This window comes from Erwinia sp. L03-1, from assembly GCF_058686115.1.
Genome location: NZ_CM178762.1, coordinates 69641 through 92226 on the forward strand (window position 1 = coordinate 69641; position 22586 = coordinate 92226).

Here is a 22586-nt window from a genome sequence, read left to right on the forward strand (position 1 = left end):
CTTATTTCTTCTTATTGCACATCGGGAAGCCAAGCGCCTCACGCGACGCATAGTAGGCTTCAGCCACGGCTTTAGTCAGGGTGCGAATGCGCAGGATATAGCGTTGACGCTCGGTTACGGAGATCGCTTTACGCGCGTCCAGCAGGTTAAAGGTATGACCCGCTTTCAGAATGCGTTCGTAGGCCGGCAGCGGCAGCGGTTTTTCCAGCGCCAGCAGGCTCTGCGCCTCTTTCTCATACTGCTCGAAGCAGGTAAAGAGGAAGTCGACATCGGCATATTCAAAGTTATAGGTGGACTGCTCGACTTCGTTCTGGTGGAACACGTCGCCGTAGGTGGTCGTGCCCAGCGGACCGTCGCTCCAGACCAGATCGTACACGCTGTCCACGCCCTGGATATACATCGCCAGGCGCTCCAGGCCGTAGGTGATTTCACCGGTCACCGGCTTACACTCCATGCCGCCGACCTGCTGGAAGTAGGTAAACTGGGTGACTTCCATTCCGTTCAGCCACACTTCCCAGCCCAGCCCCCAGGCACCCAGCGTCGGGTTTTCCCAGTTATCTTCCACAAAGCGAATATCGTGGATGGTAGGGTCCATCCCCAGCTCTTTCAGCGAGCCGAGATAAAGCTCCTGAATGTTGTCCGGGGAGGGCTTAATGATCACCTGAAACTGATAATAATGTTGCAGGCGGTTGGGGTTCTCGCCGTAGCGGCCATCGGTAGGACGACGTGAAGGCTGAACGTAGGCCGCCGCAATCGGCTCTGGCCCTAACGCACGCAGGCAGGTCATTGGATGAGAGGTGCCCGCCCCCACTTCCATGTCCAGCGGCTGAACGATGGTGCAGCCCTGGCGCGCCCAGTAATCCTGTAAGGTCAGGATCAGTCCCTGAAAGGTCTTGGTATCAAACTTTTGCATTTTGAATTCGCACGCGATACGAGAGGTGATAAAAGTGGGCGTCAGTATACCCTTTGACCGGGCGTTAGTCAGCCCGCAGTCGCGGACAACCTTATTCAGACCGGACTCTGGCGCGGCATCATCCCAGTCTGAATTCTATGATTTGAGGCTTGTTGGGGTGAGTTTGGAGATCGGAAATTATTGTACTATAAGGGCTTCGTTAAGCCTGATTTTTGAACAGGCTTAACTATAGCAACAGGACGTCCTTCCGCGCTATATGCCGTTTCCCGTGCCATATGTTAAATAGGCCCCGATTTCTCACAAATTAGCTGCTCTCTCTGCCCTTTCTCTCTGTCAATTCTCTTAATTATAAGTCATATAAATCATATAGTTGAAACTACTTTCCTCAAAACCTAAGATGCGTATGCCCCTAAAAAGGTAAGTGGCTTACGGGCAAGCACTTAGGCCAATCAATTTTCCCTATATCCCAGTAATGGTGAATGTATGGCGCAAATAATTTTTGAAAGAAACAGAGGTGTTCGGGGTTCTACGCCGGAACCGCCGAAATTTCCGTTACCTCAGTTTCAGCCCGGCAACCAGTGCATCCAGGTCAATAATTTCATTGCTGCTCTGGAAGGTATAATGCCCGTTCAGCAAGATATGCTGCCAGGCCACTGGCGATATCCGGGTCAAAGCCTCAATGCCCTTATCGTTGCCTTCTGCTTCCAGCCGTTCCAGTAATCGCGACAGGATCGCTGAGTTGTAATAAACGATCGCGTTGCAGATCAACCGTCCGCACTGATTACTGATGTCTGTTTCAATGTCATTTTTCCCGGTTAACTCTTTCTTTCCACCGACTTTGGCGACGGCAGCACGGAGCTGGTGATAAGATTCAATCCGGTTCTGGGAGCGGCGGATGTTTCGTTCCAGCTGGGGATCGCGCAGATACTTCAGCGTGTAAATACTGCGAACCAGCCGGTCATATTCAAATACCGCCTGTCTTGTCGGATTAGCCGTTGTATATGTGCATAATTTGCGGATCAACGTTCCCTGCGTCATTTCCTTCAGCCCCAGCGTGGCGACAATGCGCTCGAGATTGCTTTTTTCACGGGTAATAAGTTCCAGGTCAATCTGTCCGGCAGGCTGAATCAGGCACTTCTTATATGTCGAGGGCTCTCTGGTACAGTACAACTCCGACAACTGTCTGTTCAGGTCAGTAAAATGAGGTTCAAATCGCAGGCCAAACCAGTGCAGGATCGCAAAGTTGGCCTTGTTGATGCTGTGCATGTCACCGGTAATGGCCGCAGGCTTCACTGCTGAAGTGTTACGGTACCAGATATCAAAGACATGGTGACCTTCGTAGTCGTTTGTGCCAATCAGGTATCCGTTGATTGGGATGTGGTTACACAGCAGTGTGTAAGCCACCATGCCTTTACCGCGACCAAAATATTTACGTGAATACCGGGCTTTCACTGTCGGACGCTCAACACCAAATTTCTGCCCGTCAACGGCTCCATAAAGAGTCTCCGGATCAAACGAATAGAGCGGAAAGACCGGCAGTGCTTCTACGGCATCGGTGATACAGTCATTGGCCGTCAGCAACGACGCCAGGCGAAGGTACTGTTCGTACGTGGTTTCCAGAACATGGAACGGAATATCGCTGGTTCTCGCCATGACATGATTACCATGGTTCATCGCCTGCGCAACGATGACCGCCATCAGGCTGTCTGCATCCGCTTCTTTTTTGGCATAACGGGGTTGTAGCGGCTTCATAGAATGAAGAAATCGGCACTGTTCGTTAACAAAGCGGAAAACATCGGTCACATCACAGAATGGAAGTTGCTCATAAAAACGCTTGTTCTGCTCCTTATTACGACTGACCACTGATTTATGCCAGGTCAGCTTCTGCGTTTCTTTATCGTATTCCAGATGTTTTAACTTCCCCTGCTTCAGCTCACGGTTGAAGGCTTTCCACTGCCGGTGCAGTTCGGACTCCAGCACCTTTAGCTGCGTTTTAATCGGCTTTTGCAAAAATGGGATGTTCATTTCAGCCAGCACTGCTGCCTGTGCCCCTTCCGGTACCAGCTCATCAGAAAGATGGCGGTGCCGGAGACTGTCATTGAGGTGGAATTCACCCGCCTGAAAACGCTTTCTTATCTGGCGATAGAGCCAGAACTCATAGCGGCCGGCATTCAGGCCTGTGGGTTCACCATCCTCACCGTATTCCAGCAGATATGGACGCAGCCGTGCGGGTAACGTTTCAGGCGGGCATTCCTCAAGTGACCGCTGCGAAAGTGTCTGCTTTTTGTCGAACACCATTCGGAGCCAGTGCAGCGCCTCAGCCCACGGACTGTCCCGGACCACGCTGGTGAGGTCGAGTGACAGGTATAATGGCCGCAGGTGACGACGGATTAATGCTGTCATACCGTCCACGGCCTGCCACTGTAGCGCCAGTCTGCTGACGGGTTTTACACTCATGCGCTGCGCAGTACTTTTCAGTGCCTCCCGTGGCATGATTTTCCAGGCACGCCGGCGGACTTCACCAAAGGTCGTGGGGTCAGGAACGCTGTCATCAACATAAAGCGACAGCAGACGCCCGATTTTGGATGTTTCGCGTCGGTGTTTTTCCTGCACGTCAGCCATAAGTTGTTTAGCCGTGCTGCGGCTTTCATCCTCAAGCTGTTTCATATGGAAAAACATCGCGTCCACCAGGTTGTCGCTGAACTGGCGATAACGAACCCAGGCATAGCACAGCAGGTAAAGGCGGGTCTGTCCGGCCTTCAGGTTGCGGAGATCGTAAACGGTATAGAAATTTGCCAGGCTGGCATAGTACAACAGGTTTTGCTGGGAAATATTCAGTGCCGGTAAGATGTCACAGGTTTTGCGGTGTAGTGGCTCCAGGATAGCCCGTTTTTCCCGTTCGTGGACCATCTGGCGCCAGCCAAAGTCACGCGCATCCTGCCTGAGAACCGCGAGCCGGGAAAGCGTATCATCACGCTCAATCAGCTTATCCAATTCGGTAATTGTCGTGTCATCAAGCCGCTCCGCCAGAATATGCCCCAGCCGCAGCCTTTCATCAGAAAGAACCCGGCTCACCACCTCCTGGAGCGTGGTGTAACCAGGGCGGATGATTTTATGTTCGTTGAGCCATATGATCAGCTCCGTGGCGACAAAGCCAGGAGTCACATCACGACGAACAATGTGAATGGCCTGATATTCGAGTTGTGAAAACAGTGCAGATGACCACGGTCGGTAACCGTAAAGGGCGCAAATTTTTTCCCGCTGAGCATAGCGCTCATGCTTAGTGAGGGTCTGCTCAGTAAGTGGCTCACCGTGAAAATAACGGCTCAGGATAAAATTACAGTCATCCTTAACATCACTCCACCCGAAGCGGAAAAACAGGTGTTTGGCTTTAAAGTAAGCGATCTGGAGGATGCAATAAATTTGAGCGTGAAGCCCCTGACGACTACAGGCCAGTGCCAGCTCAGATTCATCCAGCGCCAGGAATTCCAGCCGCTGTGCATCATCGAAATCAGGGAGACCATACAGCGCTTCCTGCTCGGCATTATTTAAAACGGCCAGTCGTTCACTTTTGCCTGTTGCTTTGCCACGAGTTGTCATCCTGACCCCGATTAATCGTGTCCGTAAGAGGATCGCTCTGCGGACGGTAAAAATTAAATTTGCGCTTCAGAGAAAATCACTGCTGACGTTGTCTCATATAACTGGTACGGTATCAATCTCTTTGACGGCCCCCTATACGTACATATTTATGACTGAAATACGCATTGGCTATGCCCGATGTTCAACTGACCGCCAGGATCTGGCCACACAGCAGGAAGCCCTGGTCAGCCTGGGTGTATCCCCGGACCGGATTTATACCGATAAAGGACTGACCGGTTCAAATCGGCAGCGGCCCGGTCTGGATCAGGCGCTGGCCGCTGTTCGTAGTGGTGACACGCTGGTTGTTCCCAAGCTTGACCGCCTGGCCCGTTCAGTTCCTGACGCCCGGGAGATCGCAGACGCTCTGCAACTCAGAGGTGTGAAGCTTGCTCTGGGAACCAGCCTCTATGATCCGGCAGACCCGATGGGGAAAATGTTCTTCAACGTGCTGGCGACTTTCGCGGAATTTGAAGGCGACCTGATACGCCTGCGTACCCGGGAAGGAATGGCCATTGCCCGGGCGAAAGGTAAATTACGGGGAAAACAACCAAAGTTGTCTGATAAACAACAGAAGGAGCTGTGCCGGATGCATGAAACCGGGCAGTACTCGATTAGCGACCTGGCTGAATTGTTTTCAGTATCACGGCCAACAGTATACCGGACGTTAATACGGAGTCGGACACCACCGGAAGGGAGTAAATAAGCGAAAGTGTTATTAATTGAAAGTAATACAGGCACGGATATGCGATTAAATCATTTTTACATGGAACAGGACTTAATCATGCCAGTATCAGCGTCGCAGCACAGAGTTTCAGCCGGAACTTATCAGAATAAGCTTCAGGATAATATCAGGGGAAGCTCCACAACACAGCCCCAAAGCCTAAACTCAGACCGTTCTGCCATCCCGGATGAGATACGCCATTTAGGAAGCAGCATTAACAGAGCAGTCAATTCTCACGAAGAACTGAGCAGACCATCTTACCAGACTACATCTCCGCGGCAGGGCCTGGCCGCACCGTTGCTGATGCTGTTGAGCCAGGTAAGACTTGATGGTATCCCTGTTTCATCAACAACTGATATCTCCGCATTCACCTCAGAGAGAAGCGTGTCCCCCCCAGTTTCCCGAGATACAGCGCATTCAGATAACAGCGGTAATGGCTTCAGTACCATGCTGAGTCCGCTTGCCAATGCTCTGTATGAAACAGGTCAGTTTATAGCCCGGCATGACCCACTGAGATTTCCGGGTGCAGAAGCGGCTGCTCTGAATAAAAATCAATACACAGGAAAAGAAGGCGATAGTGTACAAAATATTGAGGGTAATAAAAATTATTACAGCGTCGCGAGACAGTCTTTAGGGACTAATTTTATCGATAACGGTAAACAGGCACTGGTAAACTTCAATGAAAAATATGAATCAATAAATATTCATTTGAAAAAACTTGCCCACAACATTCTCAGGGAAAAGATAAAAACACGCTTTCATATGGATATCGATCCTGATAAAGTTAATTTTATTAATTTCGCTGAGGTATTATATAATGGTGACAAAAAAATCCAATCAAAACCTCGGGAAAACAGATCTCTGACTGAATATCTTTTTACAAATTTCGATAAAAATACTCAACTTAATCTTGTTGACATGGATGCAATGTGCGGCATCTATGATTCATCGATAAAAACGAGTGATGAATATAATGCAAAGGATGCTATAAATATAAAACCAACACAATTTATTGACTTGGTGTGGGATATAGATTTTTATAACTACGCAAAAAAGAAAGTAATAGATTCATTAGATAACCATAAAGACACTCACATAAAAAAACATATCATTGATTTGATAAATGATCTTGATATTAGCTCTATTGACAATGACTCTGCAAGGGATGTTCTCAGTGGTGTCGGAGTGCTAAATAATAATGTAAGTGTAACTCTTTTTGATATTAATGGATATACAGCAGCAAATGCTTTTGTTTTTAAAAACAATGACAACGGAAATGTGATATTATATTTACCTAATGGTGATGCTAAGTTTATAAAGTTCCGTGGGGATTTTGAAATGCGATCGTGGGTAACGTACGCCTGTGATAACCAAGAGCGACGGGATGAAATAGCATCCCATTTTTCAATAGCCAATAGACAGGACGGAACATTTTACTATGGTGTTGATGAGTGGCTTAGGTCAATTTATAAAAACAATGACTATTATGATCGAGTGGCAATGAAGTCTACGCCAGTTCCGCCTGAACATTTTTTCGATTTTTTGCATAACCAGATAAAGGATAAAACACTTTCCGACCTTGACTCATTGATCAAGTCTGATGATGAGGTTAGGCGAGATATGTGGGAAGATATTATTGATGCATCAAACATAATACCTAATCCGGTGTCACCATTTTTATCATTGGGAATACATATTGAACATTTAATAGATGCTGACACCTATGAGGAAAAAGTAAATGAATGGGAAAAAATAAAATATGATGCAGTCAATCTGATATCGATGGTACTCTTGGATAAAACGATAAAACTCCCTGATGTGGAAGGGTATGATTTCATAAAAGAAGTAAAATCTGGATTTGAGAGTGAAATCATGAGATATGAAGATCAATTTCTTGAAAAGAAAACTGACTTTGAGAGAGAAAAAATAATAGATGAAGGTGAAATAGAATATGATAAAGAGAAAGATTGTTTTCGAGTGAAACGCGGGGCTGTTTTGGGAAAAATGTGTTCTGACAGTGTATCTCCGGAAGAGGAGATAATCGAATTTAAATCTTATGAACCGTCTGATGTTTTTATGGAAGAAAGAGTTGATAATGAATGTAAAAGAATATTACAGCACTGGGAAGATTCAGAAACTCCTTTGAATGAGTTCGAAGATAATTTTGAAAAGTTATCATACCTGGCTTCAAATATGGTTGAAGATAAACCAGTTCTTGATGATTACATTGAGGCGGGGAATGATGGGGTGAACAATTACTTAAGATATGGTCAAGATACAAGCACTGGGGAATATGCAAGAGAGGCAGTGGAGTTAGGTGAAGCATACAATGAGCTGAATAGTTATGATGATTTTTCATATAGAATAATGGTCATGCCACGCGAAAGAGTAGAATCACTGGATGTTGGAGATATTGTTGCTGACAAGGGATTTTCAAGTTCATCTGCGCTGCTTAATAATGCAAAAGATTGGATTAATTCAAACTATATCAAAGAGCATGCTGATATAGGAGATGATTTCATTTTAATCGTTTATGATAAAGACATTCCAAAGAAAATTGCAGGAAACCATTTTCTTATCGATCATATACTGATTCATCCTAGTGAAAAAATAAAAATAATCACCAAAGCCACTATTAATACTCAAGGGAAGAGTGTCACTATAATAGGTGCTGTTAAGTATAAAGGAGATATTCCATCTTCTGATATTTATACAGGACAACTACATAACTGACCCTATATGGTTGGCTGTTCAGTTTAATATAACTCAGCCCTGCTGTTACAGTTATTGCAGAGATATGAAGAAACCAGTAACACCCGGACCTGCTTCTGGCTCGCCTCAGACAGATATCGCCGGTGGCCTGACAGCATGTTTTGATGAAAGGGCAGCAGCAATGAAATTATTGTTCTGGGTGTGCTGGTTGCCGGGTTGAAACTGGGGTAACGGAAATTTCGGCGGTTCCGGCGTAGAACCCCATGTTGATTCGAACCCAGATAATTTTCCTCAAAACTGGCAGGAAAAAGACATTGATGGATTTGAAATTGTGGTGGAAACGCTACAGTTTGATGTGAGTGCAGATGACTCGTAAATAAAAGGCCCTAAGGGGCCTTTTTAGTGGGATGCCTGATGACCGAAGAGAGCGGCTTGTTTGCGGATCTCTTTCATGTGTTCACCTGCCGTGCCGTATTTTTTCAGTGCATCGATGACACTTAAATTTTCTTCATCATCGAAAAAATACATTGCAGTCAAGAACGAGGTTTTAGTGACTGGGCTAAAATCTCCCAGCAACAATAAAACTTCTTCCAGCCCATCAACCATGCGTTTTCCGTCAAACTGGAATGTCGGGAATTTGCTCTCGCCCCCTACCTGCACTGCCAGCAATTTTTTTGCTTTTAGTCGATTGTTAATTGTCTGTCTTTTTACTCCGAGGATGTCAGCTGCTTTACTTGCCCGACATGTTCCGCCGAGTCTCTTCAAGCGTTCTGCAAATTTGACCGCGCTATCATTTAGATGATCCATTTTGCGTTTTTCACGCGGTGACATCTCAGAAGACCGGTCTAATTGAGTTTCAAAAAAGAGTTTAGCCAGCTCGTTATCTGTCATGCCGCGAGCGGTAGTTAGCTGTTTTTTTTCAGCTAATTTTGCCACTAACTCGACTGCCAAATTTGATAAGCGGTCAAACACAGCCATTTGCTCTGCGGACAGTGGTTTGTGGCATTCTTTTTGAATTGTGCTAGTCATATTTACCTCTCTTTGACACTTAGAATAGTCACATATGGGTAAAGTGTCAAACTAAAGCGACGTGAAAATATACAGATTGAACAGATGGTATTGTCGCAATAGGGTGTACTCCCGCGCTATACGCCGTTTTCCGTGGATTTTGTTTAATCGGATAACCTAAATGCGATACCGCTAAGGTGATAATTTAAAAGCGATAGCCACTCTTAATAAATCAATCCATTACAGGCTCATATGGTTAAATAATGCGCTAAATGTACAATAATGTCCGATCTCCAAACTGACCCCTTGTTGAACGATCGCCGCCCGGCTACCCTCTTAACGCACTGACGCACTGACGCACTGACGCACTGACGCACTGACGCACTGACGCAACAAGAGGACAGATGAGAACAGAAATGAAGGATAAGATCGGCTGGATAGATAATTTGCGCGCGGTGGCCTGTCTGATGGTGATAATGATCCACACCACCACCTGGTATGTCACGCATGCGCCGGTGGTCGGCGAGGGAACATGGGACCTCTCCAACCTGCTTAATTCCGCCTCGCGCGTCTGCGTACCGATCTTTTTTATGCTCTCCGGCTATCTGTTTTTCGGCGAGCGTAGCGCGCAGGGACGGCATTTTCTGCGTATTGCCCTCTGTCTGGCGTTTTACAGCGCGGTCGCGCTGGCCTATATCACCTGGCTGACGCCGATTAGCGAAGGGTTATCCCTTAAATATGTGTTTCAAAAGCCGGTGTTTTACCACCTGTGGTTTTTCTTTGCCATTATCGGCATCTATCTGCTGTCGCCGCTGATTCAGGTCAAGCCGGTAACAGCGGGGTATCTGGCGATGGTCACCCTGGTGCTGGCGGTGCTGGCGAATCCTAATACCGTTGACCAGTCGGTTGGGCGGGTGCACTGGCTGCCGCTGAACCTCTATATCAGCGGAGACAGCTTCTATTACGTGCTTTACGCGCTGTTTGGCCGTGCCATTGGCATGATGGATACCAGCCGTCGCGGTGTCAGCTGGCTCGCCGGGCTGGTGTTTATCGCCAGCGTTGCCGGCATTGCGATGGGAACGAAAAAGCAGATGGCGATCAACGGCGCGTTTGCCGATACCTGGTATCTTTACTGCGGACCGGTGGTATTTATTGCCGCTGTCAGCCTGCTGATCCTGTTTAAGAACGGCCTCAATCAGCGGCCTTTACCGATCCTCGCCGCGATTTCGCGCTATTCCCTGCCCATATACGGCTTCCATGCGCTGTTTATTCACTACATGCGCACGCACGGCCTGGATAATACCCGCCATCCGCTGCTCGACATTCCGCTGGTATTTACGGTCGCCCTGACGGGGAGCCTGCTGCTGGGCGTTTTTCTGCACCGGATTGATAAGCGGCGTCTGGTGAGCTGACGCGCGACGGCGACGCTTTATTTTTACGGTGATTCGCCGCCGTCCGGGTCTTAAGCGGGCGCAGGCTACTGATGCGTGGCCGCAGGATCACGCCTGGCATGGCAACCAGCCTGCGGCGTATGCGGTTTTTCCCCGGCCTTTCGTGATAAAGCTTAAGCAGGATCACCGCCAGTGCCAGCAGCGCCGTCAGCCCATTGGCTGACATCACCGGGATATCGCCCATGCGGAAGCCATACCACGTCCAGCATGAAACGCCGAAGAACAGCGAAGCCCACATGCCGAGCGACAGCCCGCTGGTATCTTTATTCCTGATGATGTGCAGCACCTGGAGGAAAAAAGAGCCGGTGGTCACCCATGCGGCCAGCGTGCCAAGGGCAACCGGCCACGGCGAGAGGAAAACGATCGACAGCAGTGCCAGAATCACCGTGGCGGCGACAATCAGGATATTTTTCACGCCTGTTCTCTCCCCATAACCTGCAATTGGGTATCCACCCGCTGCACGGCATCCCGTAAATCGGCTAGCAGTTCAGGCTGTGCACTCAGCGAACCGAACAGCTTTTTCGTTTTTGCAAATGCAGCCAGCGGATCCCCGGCGCGGAATATCGCCGCAAAGTCTACGCTTTCCAGCGCGCGATCCTCATATTCAAAGCCCAGCGTCTTCCGATCCCGCTGCTGCATAAAGCGGAAATAAAGGGCGGGGAGGATCAGCGTCGCACGGGGTGTCGCACCCTGCTGATAGCAGGCTTTGAGGGTCGGCACGATAAATTCGTGCAGTTTGGCGATGCTGTCGGAAGAGACACGCTGGTTAGTATCACGCACCCACGGGTTGCTGAACCTGTGCAGCGTGGTCGCGCAGTACTCCGCTAAATCAATGTTGGTCGAAGGCAGCGCCGCGCTAACGTCCTGCATAACATAGTCAGTCATCCACTGCCTGACCTGTGGCAGCAGGCTCTCATCAATATAGCGTTTACCCAGCAGGGAGCCCACCCAGGCCACGCCGCTGTGACTGGCGTTTAACACGCGGATCTTCGCCTCCTCATAGGGGGTAACGTTTTCAGCAAATTCCACGCCCACTTTTTCCAGTGAAGGACGACCGGCGATAAAGTTATCTTCCATCACCCACTGGGAAAACGATTCACAGGAGAGCGGCGCTTCATCATCGTGAATGCCGTTCTGCGCCAGGCGCGTGTAAATCTCTGCGTCAAATTTGGGCGTAATACGATCAACCATGCTGTTTGGCGCACAGGTGTGTTGCCTGGCCCACGCCAGCAGCGCCGGATCCTGTTTTGCCGTGAGAAACGCTATCAATCCGCGATAAAAGCTATCGCCATTATTGCGCAGGTTATCGCAGCTCAACAGGGTGATCGGTCCGCTGTCGCGCGCCATTCTTGCACGCAGTATCTTTACCAGCGCCCCGTACAGCGTGATGGTTTCCGCCTGTTCTTGTAAATCCGAGGCGATAGCGTGGTCGGTCAAATCGAGGTGCCCCTCATCATCGAGGAAATAGCCGCCCTCGGTGACGGTAAAGGAGATAATTTTTGTCTCAGCGCGCGCGGCTTCATCAACCAGGGTACGCAGTCCCGCATCCCAGAGAATGACGTTTTCAATGGCGCGCAGCGTCTGATACTGCTTTTGCCCCTCGGGAGAAATGATTTCCAACGTGTAGCGACCCTGCTGGCGGGCAAGCTGTTGCAGGGTTTTTTGCGTGGCGCTGTTGCGGATATTCGCGAGAGAAAGAGACCAGCGGTCATCGCCCTTTTCTTTGAGCTGATTAAGATACCAGCTTTGATGCGCGCGGTGAAAAGCGCCTGAACCCAGATGCAACCATATCGATTTTTTGTGCAGATCAATACTCAAACTTTCTCCTTAAACCCCTTGCGGATTGTGCCGATGTTACCAGTAACAATAGCACAAAATGAGCACTGGATAAAAAATAGCCTGAACACGATTGCCTGCAAATGAGGAAAATCGACAGGTGAGTCACCGCCACCGCCATGCTGATGTCAGCCTGTTCCTACAGGCCACGGACAAATTCGACAGACCCCTGACTGCGCTCTGATATTTACTTTCCGCGCTTGCGTTCAAGATAGCCGACAACGATTTTCGTCCCTATCAGGAGCAGTTAATGGCGGTAAAAAAGCAGGCCAAAACGACAAAAGCTCAGGCCACAAAGCAGTTTGGCGTTCTTGCCATGACGTTACTTGTCATCAGCGCCATGTTTGGCGGCGGGGTCTTTAATATCCCGCAAAACATGGCGCAGTCGGCGGCGCTGGGCGCCATTCTTATCGCATGGGTGATCACCGGGCTGGGGATCTTCTTCCTGGCGAGAACCTTTCAGATCCTTGCCGATGTGCATCCCGAAATGACCTCCGGGATCTATATGTACTCCCGCACGGGCTTCGGCAAGCTGACCGGATTCCTGATTGCGTGGGGATACTGGATGTCAGCGGCCTTTGGCAACGTCGGCTACGCCGTTCTGTTAATGGATGCGCTGAACTTCTTTTTCCCACCCTACTTCAAGGGCGGCAACAGCTGGCAGGCCATCACCGTGGCGTCGGTCATTATCTGGGCGCTGAGTATTTTTGTGATGCGCGGCGTGAAAGGCACCTCGGTGCTCAATAGCATCGGCACCGTCGCGAAGTTTATTCCCGTCGTGGTGTTTATCGTCGTGCTGGCGTTCTTCGCCTTTAACCACCATCAGATGGGATTGGATTTTTGGGGTCACCTTCGCGATAACGCGCTACAGGACAAGCCGCTGGGCGATATTTTTGACCAGGTCAAAAGCACCATGCTGGTAACGCTGTGGATGTATATCGGCATCGAGGGGGCGGTGGTGATGTCCGATAAGGCCGATGGACGTACCGTCGGTCGCGCCACCTTTCTCGGCTTTATCATTGCCACCGTCCTGTTTGTGCTGGTCAGTATTATTCCGTTTGGCGTCTTCTCGCAGGGTGAGCTGGCTGCCATGGCGGCGCCCTCCACGGCCTCGATCCTTAAAGCGCTGGTTGGCCCCTGGGGCGGTATTTTTATCAATGTTGGTGTGATTATCGCGCTGCTCTCTTCCTGGCTGGTATGGACGCTGCTGGTGGCCGAACTGCCGTGGGCCTGCGCCAAAGACGGGACCTTTCCAAAATTTTTCGCCAAAACCAATGCTAACGGCGTCGCCTCGCACTCGCTGTGGGTGTCCACCCTGGTGATGCAGGCGGCGATGCTGCTGGTCTTTTTCTCCCACAATGCCTGGAACGTCATGCTGTCGATCACCGGCGTGGTGATCCTGCCTGCCTATATCGGCTCCGCGGCCTTCTTATGGAAGGTGCTGGCAACGGGGGGTTACCCGCAAAAGGCCCGGTTCAGCCGCATCGGCGCGCTTGTCACCAGCGTTCTGGCCACGCTTTACGGCATCTGGCTGGTCTATGCCGCCGGGCTCTCTTTCATTCTGGTGGGATGTGCCATTTATGCCATCGGGCTGCTGGTCTTCATCCGCGCCCGTAAAGAGCAGTCGCCCGACCAGCCGGTGTTTACCCGCAACGAAGGCCTGCTGGCGCTGCTTATCGTCATCGCCGCGCTGGTCGGTTTGTGGATGCTCTTTACCGGCCATCTGCCCCAGGTCTACCAGCCATCGTAATCAACCTTAATTTCATCGCTCGTTTATAAGTGGAGTTCTAATGAAAACTGACATAAAGCCCTGTAATAAAACCTATACCGTGGGGAAATGGATGCCCGCCGATCGGCAGACCCTGCATGACTGGATGTTGAAAATCATGCGTAAAGCGGATGAAAGCCGCGAGCCGCTGCTGCCGGTGGTCGATGCGTTCAAAACCTTTATCGAGACCGATCCCAGGGCCTGGATGCTGTTTACGCAAATGTTTGATGAAGTGAGCGAGGATGAAGCCCACCGGCTTTCGCCAGCCGGGCTGCCGCAGGTGCGCGATTATCAGCATATGCTCGCACTGATTAACGTCATCATGACGCATGCCCCGGAGTTCGATGAAACGGGCCTGGTCGGTTTCCCTTTCAATGCCATCCTTAACTGGTCAATGGCGACGCAGGGCGGCTGGAGTGGCTTCCTCGACGAGCGCATTAATCAGCATATCAAAGCGATACTCAATGAGTGGGCGGTCTTTCTGCGCTCGAAAGAGAGCGCCGCCGTACTCAGTGAAGACCCGCGCTCGGGCTGGTTTGGCGAAGATGCGCGCCGGGCGATGCCGACGTTTGTGGATGACTTTATCTGCGATCCTTCGCTTCCCCATCACGGTTTTACCTCCTGGGACGACTTCTTTACCCGCCGTTTTCGTGAGGGGGTCAGGCCGATAGCCGCGCCGGAAAATGATGATGTGGTGGTTAACGCCTGCGAATCTGCCCCCTATCGGCTGGCGAAGGAGGTTCAGCTGAAGGATAAATTCTGGATTAAATCACAGCCTTATGCGCTGCAATTTATGATGAACAACGATCCGCTGGCATCACATTTTGTGGGTGGAACAATTTATCAGGCGTTTTTAAGCGCCCTGAGCTATCACCGCTGGCATGCGCCCGTCTCGGGCCGCGTCGTTAAAACCCGCATCATCGACGGCACCTACTACTCCGAAACGCTGAGTGAAGGGGAAGACACGGCCGGGCCGAATGCTTCTCAGGGCTACATCACCGAACTGGCGAGCCGGGCGCTGATCTTCATCGAAGCGGATCATCCCGGCATCGGACTGATGTGCTTTATGGCGGTGGGCATGGCCGAAGTGTCGACCTGTGAAGTGACCGTCTATGAAGGGCAGACCGTCCATAAGGGCGATCAGCTCGGCATGTTTCACTTTGGCGGCTCCACGCACTGCCTGTTTTTCGGACCTCAGGTGAACATTGAGTTTGACCTCAGGGGGCAGACGCCGGGGCTGGATAGCAGCAATATCCCCGTCAACAGCGCGCTGGCGCGCATTATTAGCCGCTAAATTCAACGGCCGGGGAGCATCCTCTCCGGCATTTTCTTACCCACGCATACGAGTTCTTTATGAAAATATCTCATTTCGCTGCCAGGCATACCTTCAAGGTCGTTGTGCTGTCGTCCGTTATTCTTTTCCTGAGCGGCTGTGCCTCCGTGCCGCAGAGCATACGCGGCGAGCCGGGGGCGATCGGTCCGGCATCATTCGAGAAAATTTCGCAGGCGCCTTCGTTATATCAGGGCCGTGAGGTGCGGCTGGGCGGTAAGGTAATAAACGTCATTAACCTGCCTGAAAAGACCATTATGGAAATTGCCGTCCTGCCGCTCAATCGTTCGGCGAAACCTGTCCTGGGGGATAGCTATCAGGGACGTATTCTGGCGTACAGTAAAAACTTTATCGATCCGGTGAATGTGCGCCATCACTATATTACGGTCCTCGGTCAGATTGAGGGTACGGAGCCGCTAAAAATCGGGCAGACGCCTTACCGATTCCTCCGGCTAAATGTCGCCGGTTATCAGGTCTGGCAGCAGGAGGAGAACTTTATCCCCTTTGACGGTATGAGCTACGCCTGGTCGCCCGAGTGGGGCTACCCACTGCCGGGCGACGGCCTTAACGGCGTCTATCCGGTCGCCGATGGCTCGTATCTGGTCAGGTAACGATAAACACCAATCCGCGACGGGAAACCGTGGCGGATTTTTACTCCCGACCCCTTCAACGTTTACTCCCGATTCCTTCAATATTAATTCCCGACCCCTTCAACGTTTACTCCCGATTCCTTCAATATTAATTCCCGCCCCCTTCAACATTTATTCGCAACGCCTTCAACCTCTATTTACCATGCCTGTTCCGTCAGGTCCGACCAGGAAAAATTAATCACGCGCAGCCCCTTTTCTGCCGCTTGTCTCACGACATGCACGACATGGTCTGACGGACTTTCCTCAGCGGGTTCCGGCTCGTTAATCATATTGAGTTCCGGTTTTACCGGGGTAAGAGGAAGTTCCTCCGGGTCGGTAGAGAACCAGGTATAGAAGAGAAAGATAAATAACAGAGCGACGGCGACACTGCGTTTTTTCATGTTAACTATGTCCATTAATAAAAAATGCCAGTCTTAAAGACTGGCCTGAGAAGGTGCGAAATACTCAGCAGGAGGATTTATTACGCTGAGCGATCCGAAATAAAATCCAGCCACAACCAGCCTGTGCAGGCTAATCGGTGTTCTTCACCGCATCGACGACTTTCATATTCGGATTGGTTTTACACTGACGGGTTATTTTGGGAATATATTCAGTATCGACCTGATTCATATCGACAAAATCACCGCCCTTGAAATCAATATCCTTATTCAGCGCCCAGAAGGCGACGGGCGACATCGCTTTCGGGTTGAGGTTGATAAATTCTTTACAGCTCATCTCCGTCGGCGCAGATGACTCAGCCCAGGCGCTGCAAAATGGGGCTGAAATCGCTGCGCAGAGGATGAAAGCAGAGAGGATGGTTTTTACGTTCATAACGATCTCCGGATTAATTACTCAGGGTTAAAATCTTGCAGGCAGCGCCCGACGCATCATCAGAATACCCCAGGCGGTAAAGAGCATCTCAAGACCAATAAAGAGGGTGGTGATAATGAAGGTCTGGGTTTCACTGCTGGAAAGCCAGAGGACGGCGATGATGAGATCCAGAAGGCCAATTAAAATTTGCCAGCCTGCACCGCTGCTTTTGCGCATGCTGATCCCGGCGGCGATACGCGAAATGCCTCCGAAAATAAACAGAAAGCAGATAAGGGTAGTCAGCGAAATCATACCGCCGACGGGATTGATCAGCAGTGAATAACCCATAATCAGCCATACCAGACCAAATATGACCGTCAGTATCAGCGCTTTCTTTCCCCGGTGGCGAAAGATAAAGCAGCTTCCCAGGGCATAAAGGCCGCACAGGGCGAATAAAAAGCCGACCAGATAGCTGATATATACCCCCATAATAAAGGGATAAACCAGGCAGCACATGCCACAAATAAGCAGCAGAACAGCCATGACGGTTGCTGAACGTCGATAGTGCTCGAATGCTTTAGTGCTTAGCTGATTCAGTTTCTCATTACTGATAATTATCATTATCATTCCTTTTTTTATTAATCATTTTCTACCTGTTCCAGGGGGGCGTATTGACGAACCCTGACAGGGTAATGCACGCGTTAGCAGGGATAAATAAGAGAGAAGGGTGAGGGGTTTCAGTTCTGTCCTACAGCTGTAGGCGTAATCACTGATTATCAACGCCCGGCTCTGATTACGTCAGCCGACGTTATTAATTAGTATTTTACTCCCACAGGTTAAATATTCAGAAGGACAAACAAATGAAAAAAATCATTATTGCTGGCGTACTGACCTCCATGCTGGCGGCCTCTCCGGTATGGGCTGCATCCACAGAAACAGCCTCGTCCAGCGCTGCCGCTTCAGCGTCACTGCAGAAAGAAGTCACCGATGCACAGAATATCGCCACCCAGGGTATGATCGCCATGCGTGATATCCGCCTGGCGCGGGTCGCTATCTTTCAGGGGCAGCCTGAAATGGCCAAAAAGCTGACCGCTGACGCGCAAAAAATGCTGGCTGATGACAGCGTCGACTGGACCCGATTTGAGAAGACCGACCATAAAGCCAGAATGATCGATGATAAGTATGTGATCATTAATGCCGCTATCGCCGTGTCAGAAAACTATATTGCAACGCCAGAGAAAGAAGCAGCCATTAAAAAGGCCAATGCTAAGCTGGCAAAGGGTGATAAAAAAGGTGCAGTGGAGACGCTGCGTGAGACCGGTATCGGTATTATGGAAAACCAGGAGCTGATGCCGCTGAATCATACGCGTCATGATGTCACTGAGGCCCAGCGCATGCTGAATGACGGTAAATATTACGAAGCCAATCTGATGCTCAAAAACGCGGAAGATGCCATCGTGGTGGAAAGCGATGTGGTCGTTGACCGCTAACTAAGACCGTAAACTCGCTGCGCGTCTTACTGCTTACCCCGGTGTTATTACCCATGTGTCTGATGAAAAAACAGGGACGTTTTTTCTGCCCGGCCAGGTATCCATACATTTACGCAATTTTGAATCGCCTCGCCAGCTCGGCCTCCAGCTCCTGCACAATTCGCGAGACCTCTGCAATTATCGCATGGCGGACAGGGCGGGAAAGCTGGGAAGGCGATTTCTCCTCCACATCGCGACAGCAGCGTTGCAGTGCGTCAATTTCCAGGATCTGAGCCGAGCCGTGCAGGCGATGAATCGCCCGCTTAAAGCCAGACCGATCGTCCTGCTCAGCCGCACGTTTTGCCGCCGCCAGGTCCTTCGCCGCCTCCCTGCGAAAGGTGGTCAGGATCTCGTCCGTCAGGGCGCGGTTGCCCTGCGTATTCGCATTCAGCAGTGAGATCTTGACATGTTGAGTATCGGGCACCAGAGGCTGCTCAGAGGGCAGCTTACACAGCGCCTGCGCGAGGTTTTCCAGTGAGAGCGGTTTAAACAGGCACTCATTCATACCGCTCTGTAAACAGGCTTCCCGTACCTGCGGCAGGGCGCTGGCCGTTAACCCCCAGATGACCAGATCGGCCTGCTGACCGCGCAGCGCCTGGGTTAGCGCGAGACCATCACGCTTCGGCATATTAAGGTCGGTGATAAGCAGGTGATAACGCTTTTTAAGACACAGCTGCTCTGCCTCCTCGCCGTCCCGCGCTTCATCAACTTCATAACCGAGCGCGTTCAGCTGCCTTTTGAGCAGCAGGCGGTTTACCGGATTATCATCCGCGATCAAAATCGACAGGGCCGGCAGCGGCGCCATCATCGGGCGGTCACAGCGGTCACTCACGGGCGCGGCCTCGGCGATCTCAACGGGCAGAATTATCGTCAGGGTCGTTCCCTTACCGGGCGTGCTCTCCATCTCCAGCGTACCCGCCATCAGGCTGACTAATTCCCGACAAATAACCAGACCCAAACCCGAACCGATCTGCTGCCGTCCCTCTTCACCCTGAACGTAGCGGTGGAAGAGGCGTTTTTGCTCCTTCTCATCGATCCCACAGCCAGTATCGCGGATAACCAGCGCCAGGCGTCCCGAGGCCCCTTTAGCTGAAATAAGTTTTGCCGACACCGCCACGCAGCCCTGAGCGGTAAATTTCAGCGCGTTACACACCAGATTGGTGACTATTCTCCGCAGAGCATGAGGATCGAGAAGCAGCTGAATGCCCGGCGGCAGCGCCATGCTGCACGTCAGGGCAATATCTTTGTCGGCAGCTTTAATATCAAACGTACGACAAATCTCACCAATCAGCGCCGCCACATCCGTCCACTGCGCCTCGCACTGATAATTTCCGGTCTCAATTTTATCAACGTCAAGGATGTTGCCAATCAGCCCAAGCAGAGATTGCGCGGTAGCAGTGGCCAGCTCGATAGCCTCCTGACTCTGCTGCGGCGTCAGGTGCTGCCGGGAAAGCAGCTCCAGAAAGCCGACAATCGAGCTGACCGGGGTGCGTATTTCGTGGCTCATACTGGCCAGAAACTGGCTTTTGGCCTGGGTGGCGTGTATTGCTCTGTTTTTCTCGGCTTCCAGACACTGCGAAAAGGCTTCCCGGTTTGCCAGCCGCTGCTGTAACTCCCGTTCACTTTGCCCGCGCTTGTGAAATTTGTGCAGCAGAAAGTAGCCCCAAAACACAATCAGCAGAAAAATAAAGGCGGCCACCGTCAGCATCAGATAAAAGGGCTTACTGTATAAATTCCATGTCTCAATTTCGACATTGGGCATCTTTGACCATTTCCCCACCATTTGCAGTATTTCACGCGGGGGGATGACCTGTAGCGCCTTATTAAGGATCGATTGCAGTTCCGGCTCCTGGCGGGAGGTGGCGATCCCCACCAGCGCAGAGGGGATATCGGAAAGAGGGGCATAGTGCAGGCTCTGGGGATAATATCGCGACACCAGATAGTTAGCGGTAATTTCCGTGGTCACCGCGGCATCCGCGCTCCCCTCCACCACCATCGACAGCGCCATGGAAGAGTTATCGGCAAGGATCCATTTTGCGTGCGGATAGCGCGCCTTAAGCTGCTCGCTGATGGCGAAGTGGAGGGGTATCGCAATCCGCTCAAGCTGTTCCAGCCGGGCTGCCGGGCTGACACTGAGCGGGGAGACGACCACATAATGCTGGCGGACCCAGGGGAGGCTAAAGTTTATTTGCGCCTGTCTCGCCTCACTCAGGGTCGCGGCCGCGATTAAATCTCCCTCATGATTAAGCATTTTTTGCCGCATCTCCTCGTTAGAATTGACGGCGACGGGTTCAAATTGCAGGCCTGTTTGCAGAGAAATGATATTCAGTAAATCGGCAGTTACCCCACGCAGCGTGTTGTTTTGATCCACCATGGAGAGCGGCGGGTAATAGCGGTTAATCAGGACGCGAAGCCTGGGGTGGGCTTTGATCCAGCTCTTTTCCCGCGCCGTTAAGGATAAGGAATTATTCAGAAAAGAGAGGTTGCCCCGTTCCAGCCAGTACTGCGCCAGCTGATCGTGCTGTTCATTTGAAATAGCGGAAATAAACCGGTTAAGTACCCCGTGCAGTTGCGGTTGATTAGTCCGGGTAAGAAAAATGACTCCCCGTTGCTGCCTGTTAAGATAGCGAACAATCGTCAGGGACTGCGGGAAATACTTCTCGATGTTATAGCTCGCGGTAACGTTATAGCCGAGAAAATAGTCGCTCTCACCGGTGGCGACGGAGAGTAGCGCCTGATGTTCATTGTCGTAAAACCGGAGTATGGCCTTTGGAAAGTTTTGCGCAACCGCCCGGGCGGCAGGATAGCTGCGGTGAACGGCGATGGTGACCCGCTCCCGGCTCTGCGAAAGCGGTAGCGGAAGCGCACGATTTTGCGCGGCGACTAACGTAGGATGAAAAGTCATCAGCGCATGGGTGCGTTGAAACTGCTTGCCTGGCGTAACGTTGCTGTCGGGAAGAATAAGCAGGGCATCCACCTCGTTATTTTGTAACGCAGCGGAGGCCAGCGCCTGTGAGCCGTATTTTTTAATCACCACGTTTATGCGCAGGCTGGAGCGCAGCAGAAACAGATAATCGGCCAGCACGCCCTGATAATCATCGTCGGGATAATGAAAGAGAAGCGGCAAGGTATCGGGCATCGCGATGCCAATAAGCAGGCGATCCTTTTTTTCCAGCCAGCGAGTCTGATCCCGGTTTAAGCGGATTTCTTTCACCGGGGTGATGTAGTGCCCTTTTATTTCAACGTTATAGGGTGATTCTGCCGCAAACGACGAACACATCAAAAAGAATAATGTTATCAGGAAAAAATGGAGCTTCTGCATTATTCACCAAATTTTATTCCGCTGCGCGAAATCATACAGTTCAATCAGAGATGAACAATCCAGTTTTTCCATTAATCGTATTTTATAGCTGCTGACGGTTTTATTACTGATAAACATTTTACTGGCGATGTCGGCGTAGCTGGTGCCGTTCAGAATATAGCGCAGGACATTAATTTCCTGAGTGGAGAGGGAGTCCAGCTTTTTCTGCTCTGACGTGGCCTCACCTGAAAAGTGATCGAGAGAAAAGGGGAAGTAGCTATACCCATTACTGGCCGCCTCGACGGCGGCAATGATACTGTTCATCCCCTCTTTTTTGCTGATAAAGCCATTCGCGCCCAGTGCCGCGCTGCGCTTGCCGTAGAAGAGTTCATTCTTGGCGGAGATAACGATAATAGCCCCGGCATAGCGCCTTTTCCGCAGCTGCTCAAGCACTTCTATTCCACTGAGCGAAGGTAAATCCACATCAATAATAACCAAATCGGGCTGGGTTATCTCCACGGTCTTCACGACCTTCGCACCATCATCCAGTTCAGAAATTACGTTGATACCCTGGGTATCAAGCAGATTGCGAATAGCAATGCGGGCAAGAGGATGGTCGTCAACAACGATGGCTTTCAAAACACAATTTCCTTCTAAAAAATAAGCATGACAGAACCCTCACGGCGATATTCCGTCTTAATTAAGAAGAGTGATGGATAAAGCTGAAGAGATGCTAAATGAAAGCGGTCATTCAAACTCAGAGGGTTACTATATCACAGACGGTAAATCCGCTGGCTCAATGAAAACTAAATGGGGCGAAATCAATTCGCGTAGATGATTATCAGTATCACTTAACCTATTTCCCGGCGTGGGGTTATCATTAACAGATATCGTTAACGATTTATTGATATTTTTATTCACCTGTTAAAAACCAGATTT

Annotated in this window: 17 protein-coding genes; 7 read left to right on the top strand and 10 right to left on the bottom strand. The window is 50.6% G+C overall.

The window, feature by feature from the left end; genetic code table 11:
• Position 1: 1 nt before the first annotated feature.
• Together glyQ and AC4PCC_RS00295 are read right to left on the bottom strand one after the other, a co-directional pair.
• A complete protein-coding gene (gene glyQ / locus AC4PCC_RS00290; protein WP_067700411.1) occupies positions 2-913 on the bottom strand; it encodes a glycine--tRNA ligase subunit alpha in 912 nt (303 codons plus the stop codon).
• Positions 914-1465: 552 nt separating this feature from the next.
• Positions 1466-4513 (bottom strand): Tn3 family transposase, encoded by a 3048-nt coding sequence (locus AC4PCC_RS00295; RefSeq protein WP_492126015.1) that lies wholly within the window; start codon positions 4511-4513, stop codon positions 1466-1468.
• Positions 4514-4661: 148 nt separating this feature from the next.
• Here AC4PCC_RS00295 and AC4PCC_RS00300 point away from each other — a divergent pair, with 148 nt between their 5' ends.
• Together AC4PCC_RS00300 and AC4PCC_RS00305 are read left to right on the top strand one after the other, a co-directional pair.
• Positions 4662-5255, top strand: a complete 594-nt coding sequence (locus AC4PCC_RS00300; protein ID WP_492126016.1) for a recombinase family protein — start codon at positions 4662-4664, stop codon at positions 5253-5255.
• A gap of 6 nt (positions 5256-5261) precedes the next feature.
• Entirely contained in the window at positions 5262-8006 is a 2745-nt protein-coding gene (locus tag AC4PCC_RS00305) for a dermonecrotic toxin domain-containing protein (RefSeq protein WP_492126017.1), read from the top strand.
• 378 nt (positions 8007-8384) lie between these two features.
• Here AC4PCC_RS00305 and AC4PCC_RS00310 read toward each other — a convergent pair whose 3' ends face one another.
• Entirely contained in the window at positions 8385-9014 is a 630-nt protein-coding gene (locus AC4PCC_RS00310; RefSeq protein ID WP_492126018.1) for a DNA-binding protein, read from the bottom strand.
• Between the two features lie 395 nt (positions 9015-9409).
• Between AC4PCC_RS00310 and AC4PCC_RS00315 the strand changes: the two genes are divergently transcribed.
• Complete coding sequence (locus tag AC4PCC_RS00315) at positions 9410-10405, top strand: acyltransferase (RefSeq protein ID WP_492126019.1); 996 nt, start codon at positions 9410-9412, stop codon at positions 10403-10405.
• Here the strand turns inward: AC4PCC_RS00315 and AC4PCC_RS00320 are convergent.
• Entirely contained in the window at positions 10329-10859 is a 531-nt protein-coding gene (locus AC4PCC_RS00320) for a SemiSWEET family sugar transporter (RefSeq protein WP_492126020.1), read from the bottom strand. The genes AC4PCC_RS00315 and AC4PCC_RS00320 overlap by 77 nt on opposite strands.
• Entirely contained in the window at positions 10856-12262 is a 1407-nt protein-coding gene (dalD, locus tag AC4PCC_RS00325; protein ID WP_492126021.1) for a D-arabinitol 4-dehydrogenase, read from the bottom strand. Before dalD ends, AC4PCC_RS00320 begins: the two co-directional genes overlap by 4 nt.
• A gap of 268 nt (positions 12263-12530) precedes the next feature.
• Between dalD and AC4PCC_RS00330 the strand changes: the two genes are divergently transcribed.
• The 3 genes from AC4PCC_RS00330 to AC4PCC_RS00340 are packed head-to-tail and all read left to right on the top strand — an operon-like array spanning position 12531 to position 15989.
• Positions 12531-14030, top strand: coding sequence for a basic amino acid/polyamine antiporter (locus AC4PCC_RS00330; protein ID WP_492126022.1), 1500 nt, complete (start codon positions 12531-12533; stop codon positions 14028-14030).
• A 40-nt stretch (positions 14031-14070) separates the two neighbouring features.
• Positions 14071-15342, top strand: coding sequence for a phosphatidylserine decarboxylase family protein (locus tag AC4PCC_RS00335; RefSeq protein WP_492126023.1), 1272 nt, complete (start codon positions 14071-14073; stop codon positions 15340-15342).
• A 59-nt stretch (positions 15343-15401) separates the two neighbouring features.
• Complete coding sequence (locus AC4PCC_RS00340; RefSeq protein ID WP_492126024.1) at positions 15402-15989, top strand: Slp family lipoprotein; 588 nt, start codon at positions 15402-15404, stop codon at positions 15987-15989.
• A gap of 176 nt (positions 15990-16165) precedes the next feature.
• On the opposite strand, the gene AC4PCC_RS00345 is transcribed toward AC4PCC_RS00340, so the two are convergent.
• The 3 genes from AC4PCC_RS00345 to AC4PCC_RS00355 all read right to left on the bottom strand — a co-directional run bounded on the left by AC4PCC_RS00345 (position 16166) and on the right by AC4PCC_RS00355 (position 17438).
• A complete protein-coding gene (locus AC4PCC_RS00345; protein WP_492126025.1) occupies positions 16166-16408 on the bottom strand; it encodes a hypothetical protein in 243 nt (80 codons plus the stop codon).
• Between the two features lie 130 nt (positions 16409-16538).
• Positions 16539-16838, bottom strand: a complete 300-nt coding sequence (locus tag AC4PCC_RS00350; RefSeq protein ID WP_492126026.1) for an HdeA/HdeB family chaperone — start codon at positions 16836-16838, stop codon at positions 16539-16541.
• A gap of 27 nt (positions 16839-16865) precedes the next feature.
• Positions 16866-17438, bottom strand: coding sequence for a DUF308 domain-containing protein (locus AC4PCC_RS00355; RefSeq protein ID WP_492126027.1), 573 nt, complete (start codon positions 17436-17438; stop codon positions 16866-16868).
• Between the two features lie 239 nt (positions 17439-17677).
• Here AC4PCC_RS00355 and AC4PCC_RS00360 point away from each other — a divergent pair, with 239 nt between their 5' ends.
• Positions 17678-18307 carry a YfdX family protein gene (locus AC4PCC_RS00360; protein WP_492126028.1) on the top strand — a complete coding sequence of 210 codons (630 nt, stop codon included), beginning with the start codon at positions 17678-17680 and terminating at the stop codon, positions 18305-18307.
• A gap of 109 nt (positions 18308-18416) precedes the next feature.
• Here AC4PCC_RS00360 and AC4PCC_RS00365 read toward each other — a convergent pair whose 3' ends face one another.
• Together AC4PCC_RS00365 and evgA are read right to left on the bottom strand one after the other, a co-directional pair.
• Complete coding sequence (locus tag AC4PCC_RS00365; RefSeq protein WP_492126029.1) at positions 18417-21668, bottom strand: response regulator; 3252 nt, start codon at positions 21666-21668, stop codon at positions 18417-18419.
• A 3-nt stretch (positions 21669-21671) separates the two neighbouring features.
• Complete coding sequence (gene evgA / locus AC4PCC_RS00370; protein WP_067700380.1) at positions 21672-22286, bottom strand: acid-sensing system DNA-binding response regulator EvgA; 615 nt, start codon at positions 22284-22286, stop codon at positions 21672-21674.
• Between the last annotated feature and the right edge of the window lie 300 nt (positions 22287-22586).

Coding starts and splice junctions, on each gene's coding strand:
- AC4PCC_RS00340 (WP_492126024.1), top strand. CDS start 15,402: ATGAAAATATCTCATTTCGCTGCCAGGCATACCTTCAAGGTCGTTGTG.
- AC4PCC_RS00365 (WP_492126029.1), bottom strand. CDS start 21,668: ATGCAGAAGCTCCATTTTTTCCTGATAACATTATTCTTTTTGATGTGT.
- AC4PCC_RS00330 (WP_492126022.1), top strand. CDS start 12,531: ATGGCGGTAAAAAAGCAGGCCAAAACGACAAAAGCTCAGGCCACAAAG.
- AC4PCC_RS00345 (WP_492126025.1), bottom strand. CDS start 16,408: ATGAAAAAACGCAGTGTCGCCGTCGCTCTGTTATTTATCTTTCTCTTC.
- glyQ (WP_067700411.1), bottom strand. CDS start 913: ATGCAAAAGTTTGATACCAAGACCTTTCAGGGACTGATCCTGACCTTA.
- AC4PCC_RS00335 (WP_492126023.1), top strand. CDS start 14,071: ATGAAAACTGACATAAAGCCCTGTAATAAAACCTATACCGTGGGGAAA.
- AC4PCC_RS00300 (WP_492126016.1), top strand. CDS start 4,662: ATGACTGAAATACGCATTGGCTATGCCCGATGTTCAACTGACCGCCAG.
- AC4PCC_RS00315 (WP_492126019.1), top strand. CDS start 9,410: ATGAAGGATAAGATCGGCTGGATAGATAATTTGCGCGCGGTGGCCTGT.
- AC4PCC_RS00350 (WP_492126026.1), bottom strand. CDS start 16,838: ATGAACGTAAAAACCATCCTCTCTGCTTTCATCCTCTGCGCAGCGATT.
- AC4PCC_RS00310 (WP_492126018.1), bottom strand. CDS start 9,014: ATGACTAGCACAATTCAAAAAGAATGCCACAAACCACTGTCCGCAGAG.
- AC4PCC_RS00360 (WP_492126028.1), top strand. CDS start 17,678: ATGAAAAAAATCATTATTGCTGGCGTACTGACCTCCATGCTGGCGGCC.
- AC4PCC_RS00295 (WP_492126015.1), bottom strand. CDS start 4,513: ATGACAACTCGTGGCAAAGCAACAGGCAAAAGTGAACGACTGGCCGTT.
- AC4PCC_RS00355 (WP_492126027.1), bottom strand. CDS start 17,438: ATGATAATTATCAGTAATGAGAAACTGAATCAGCTAAGCACTAAAGCA.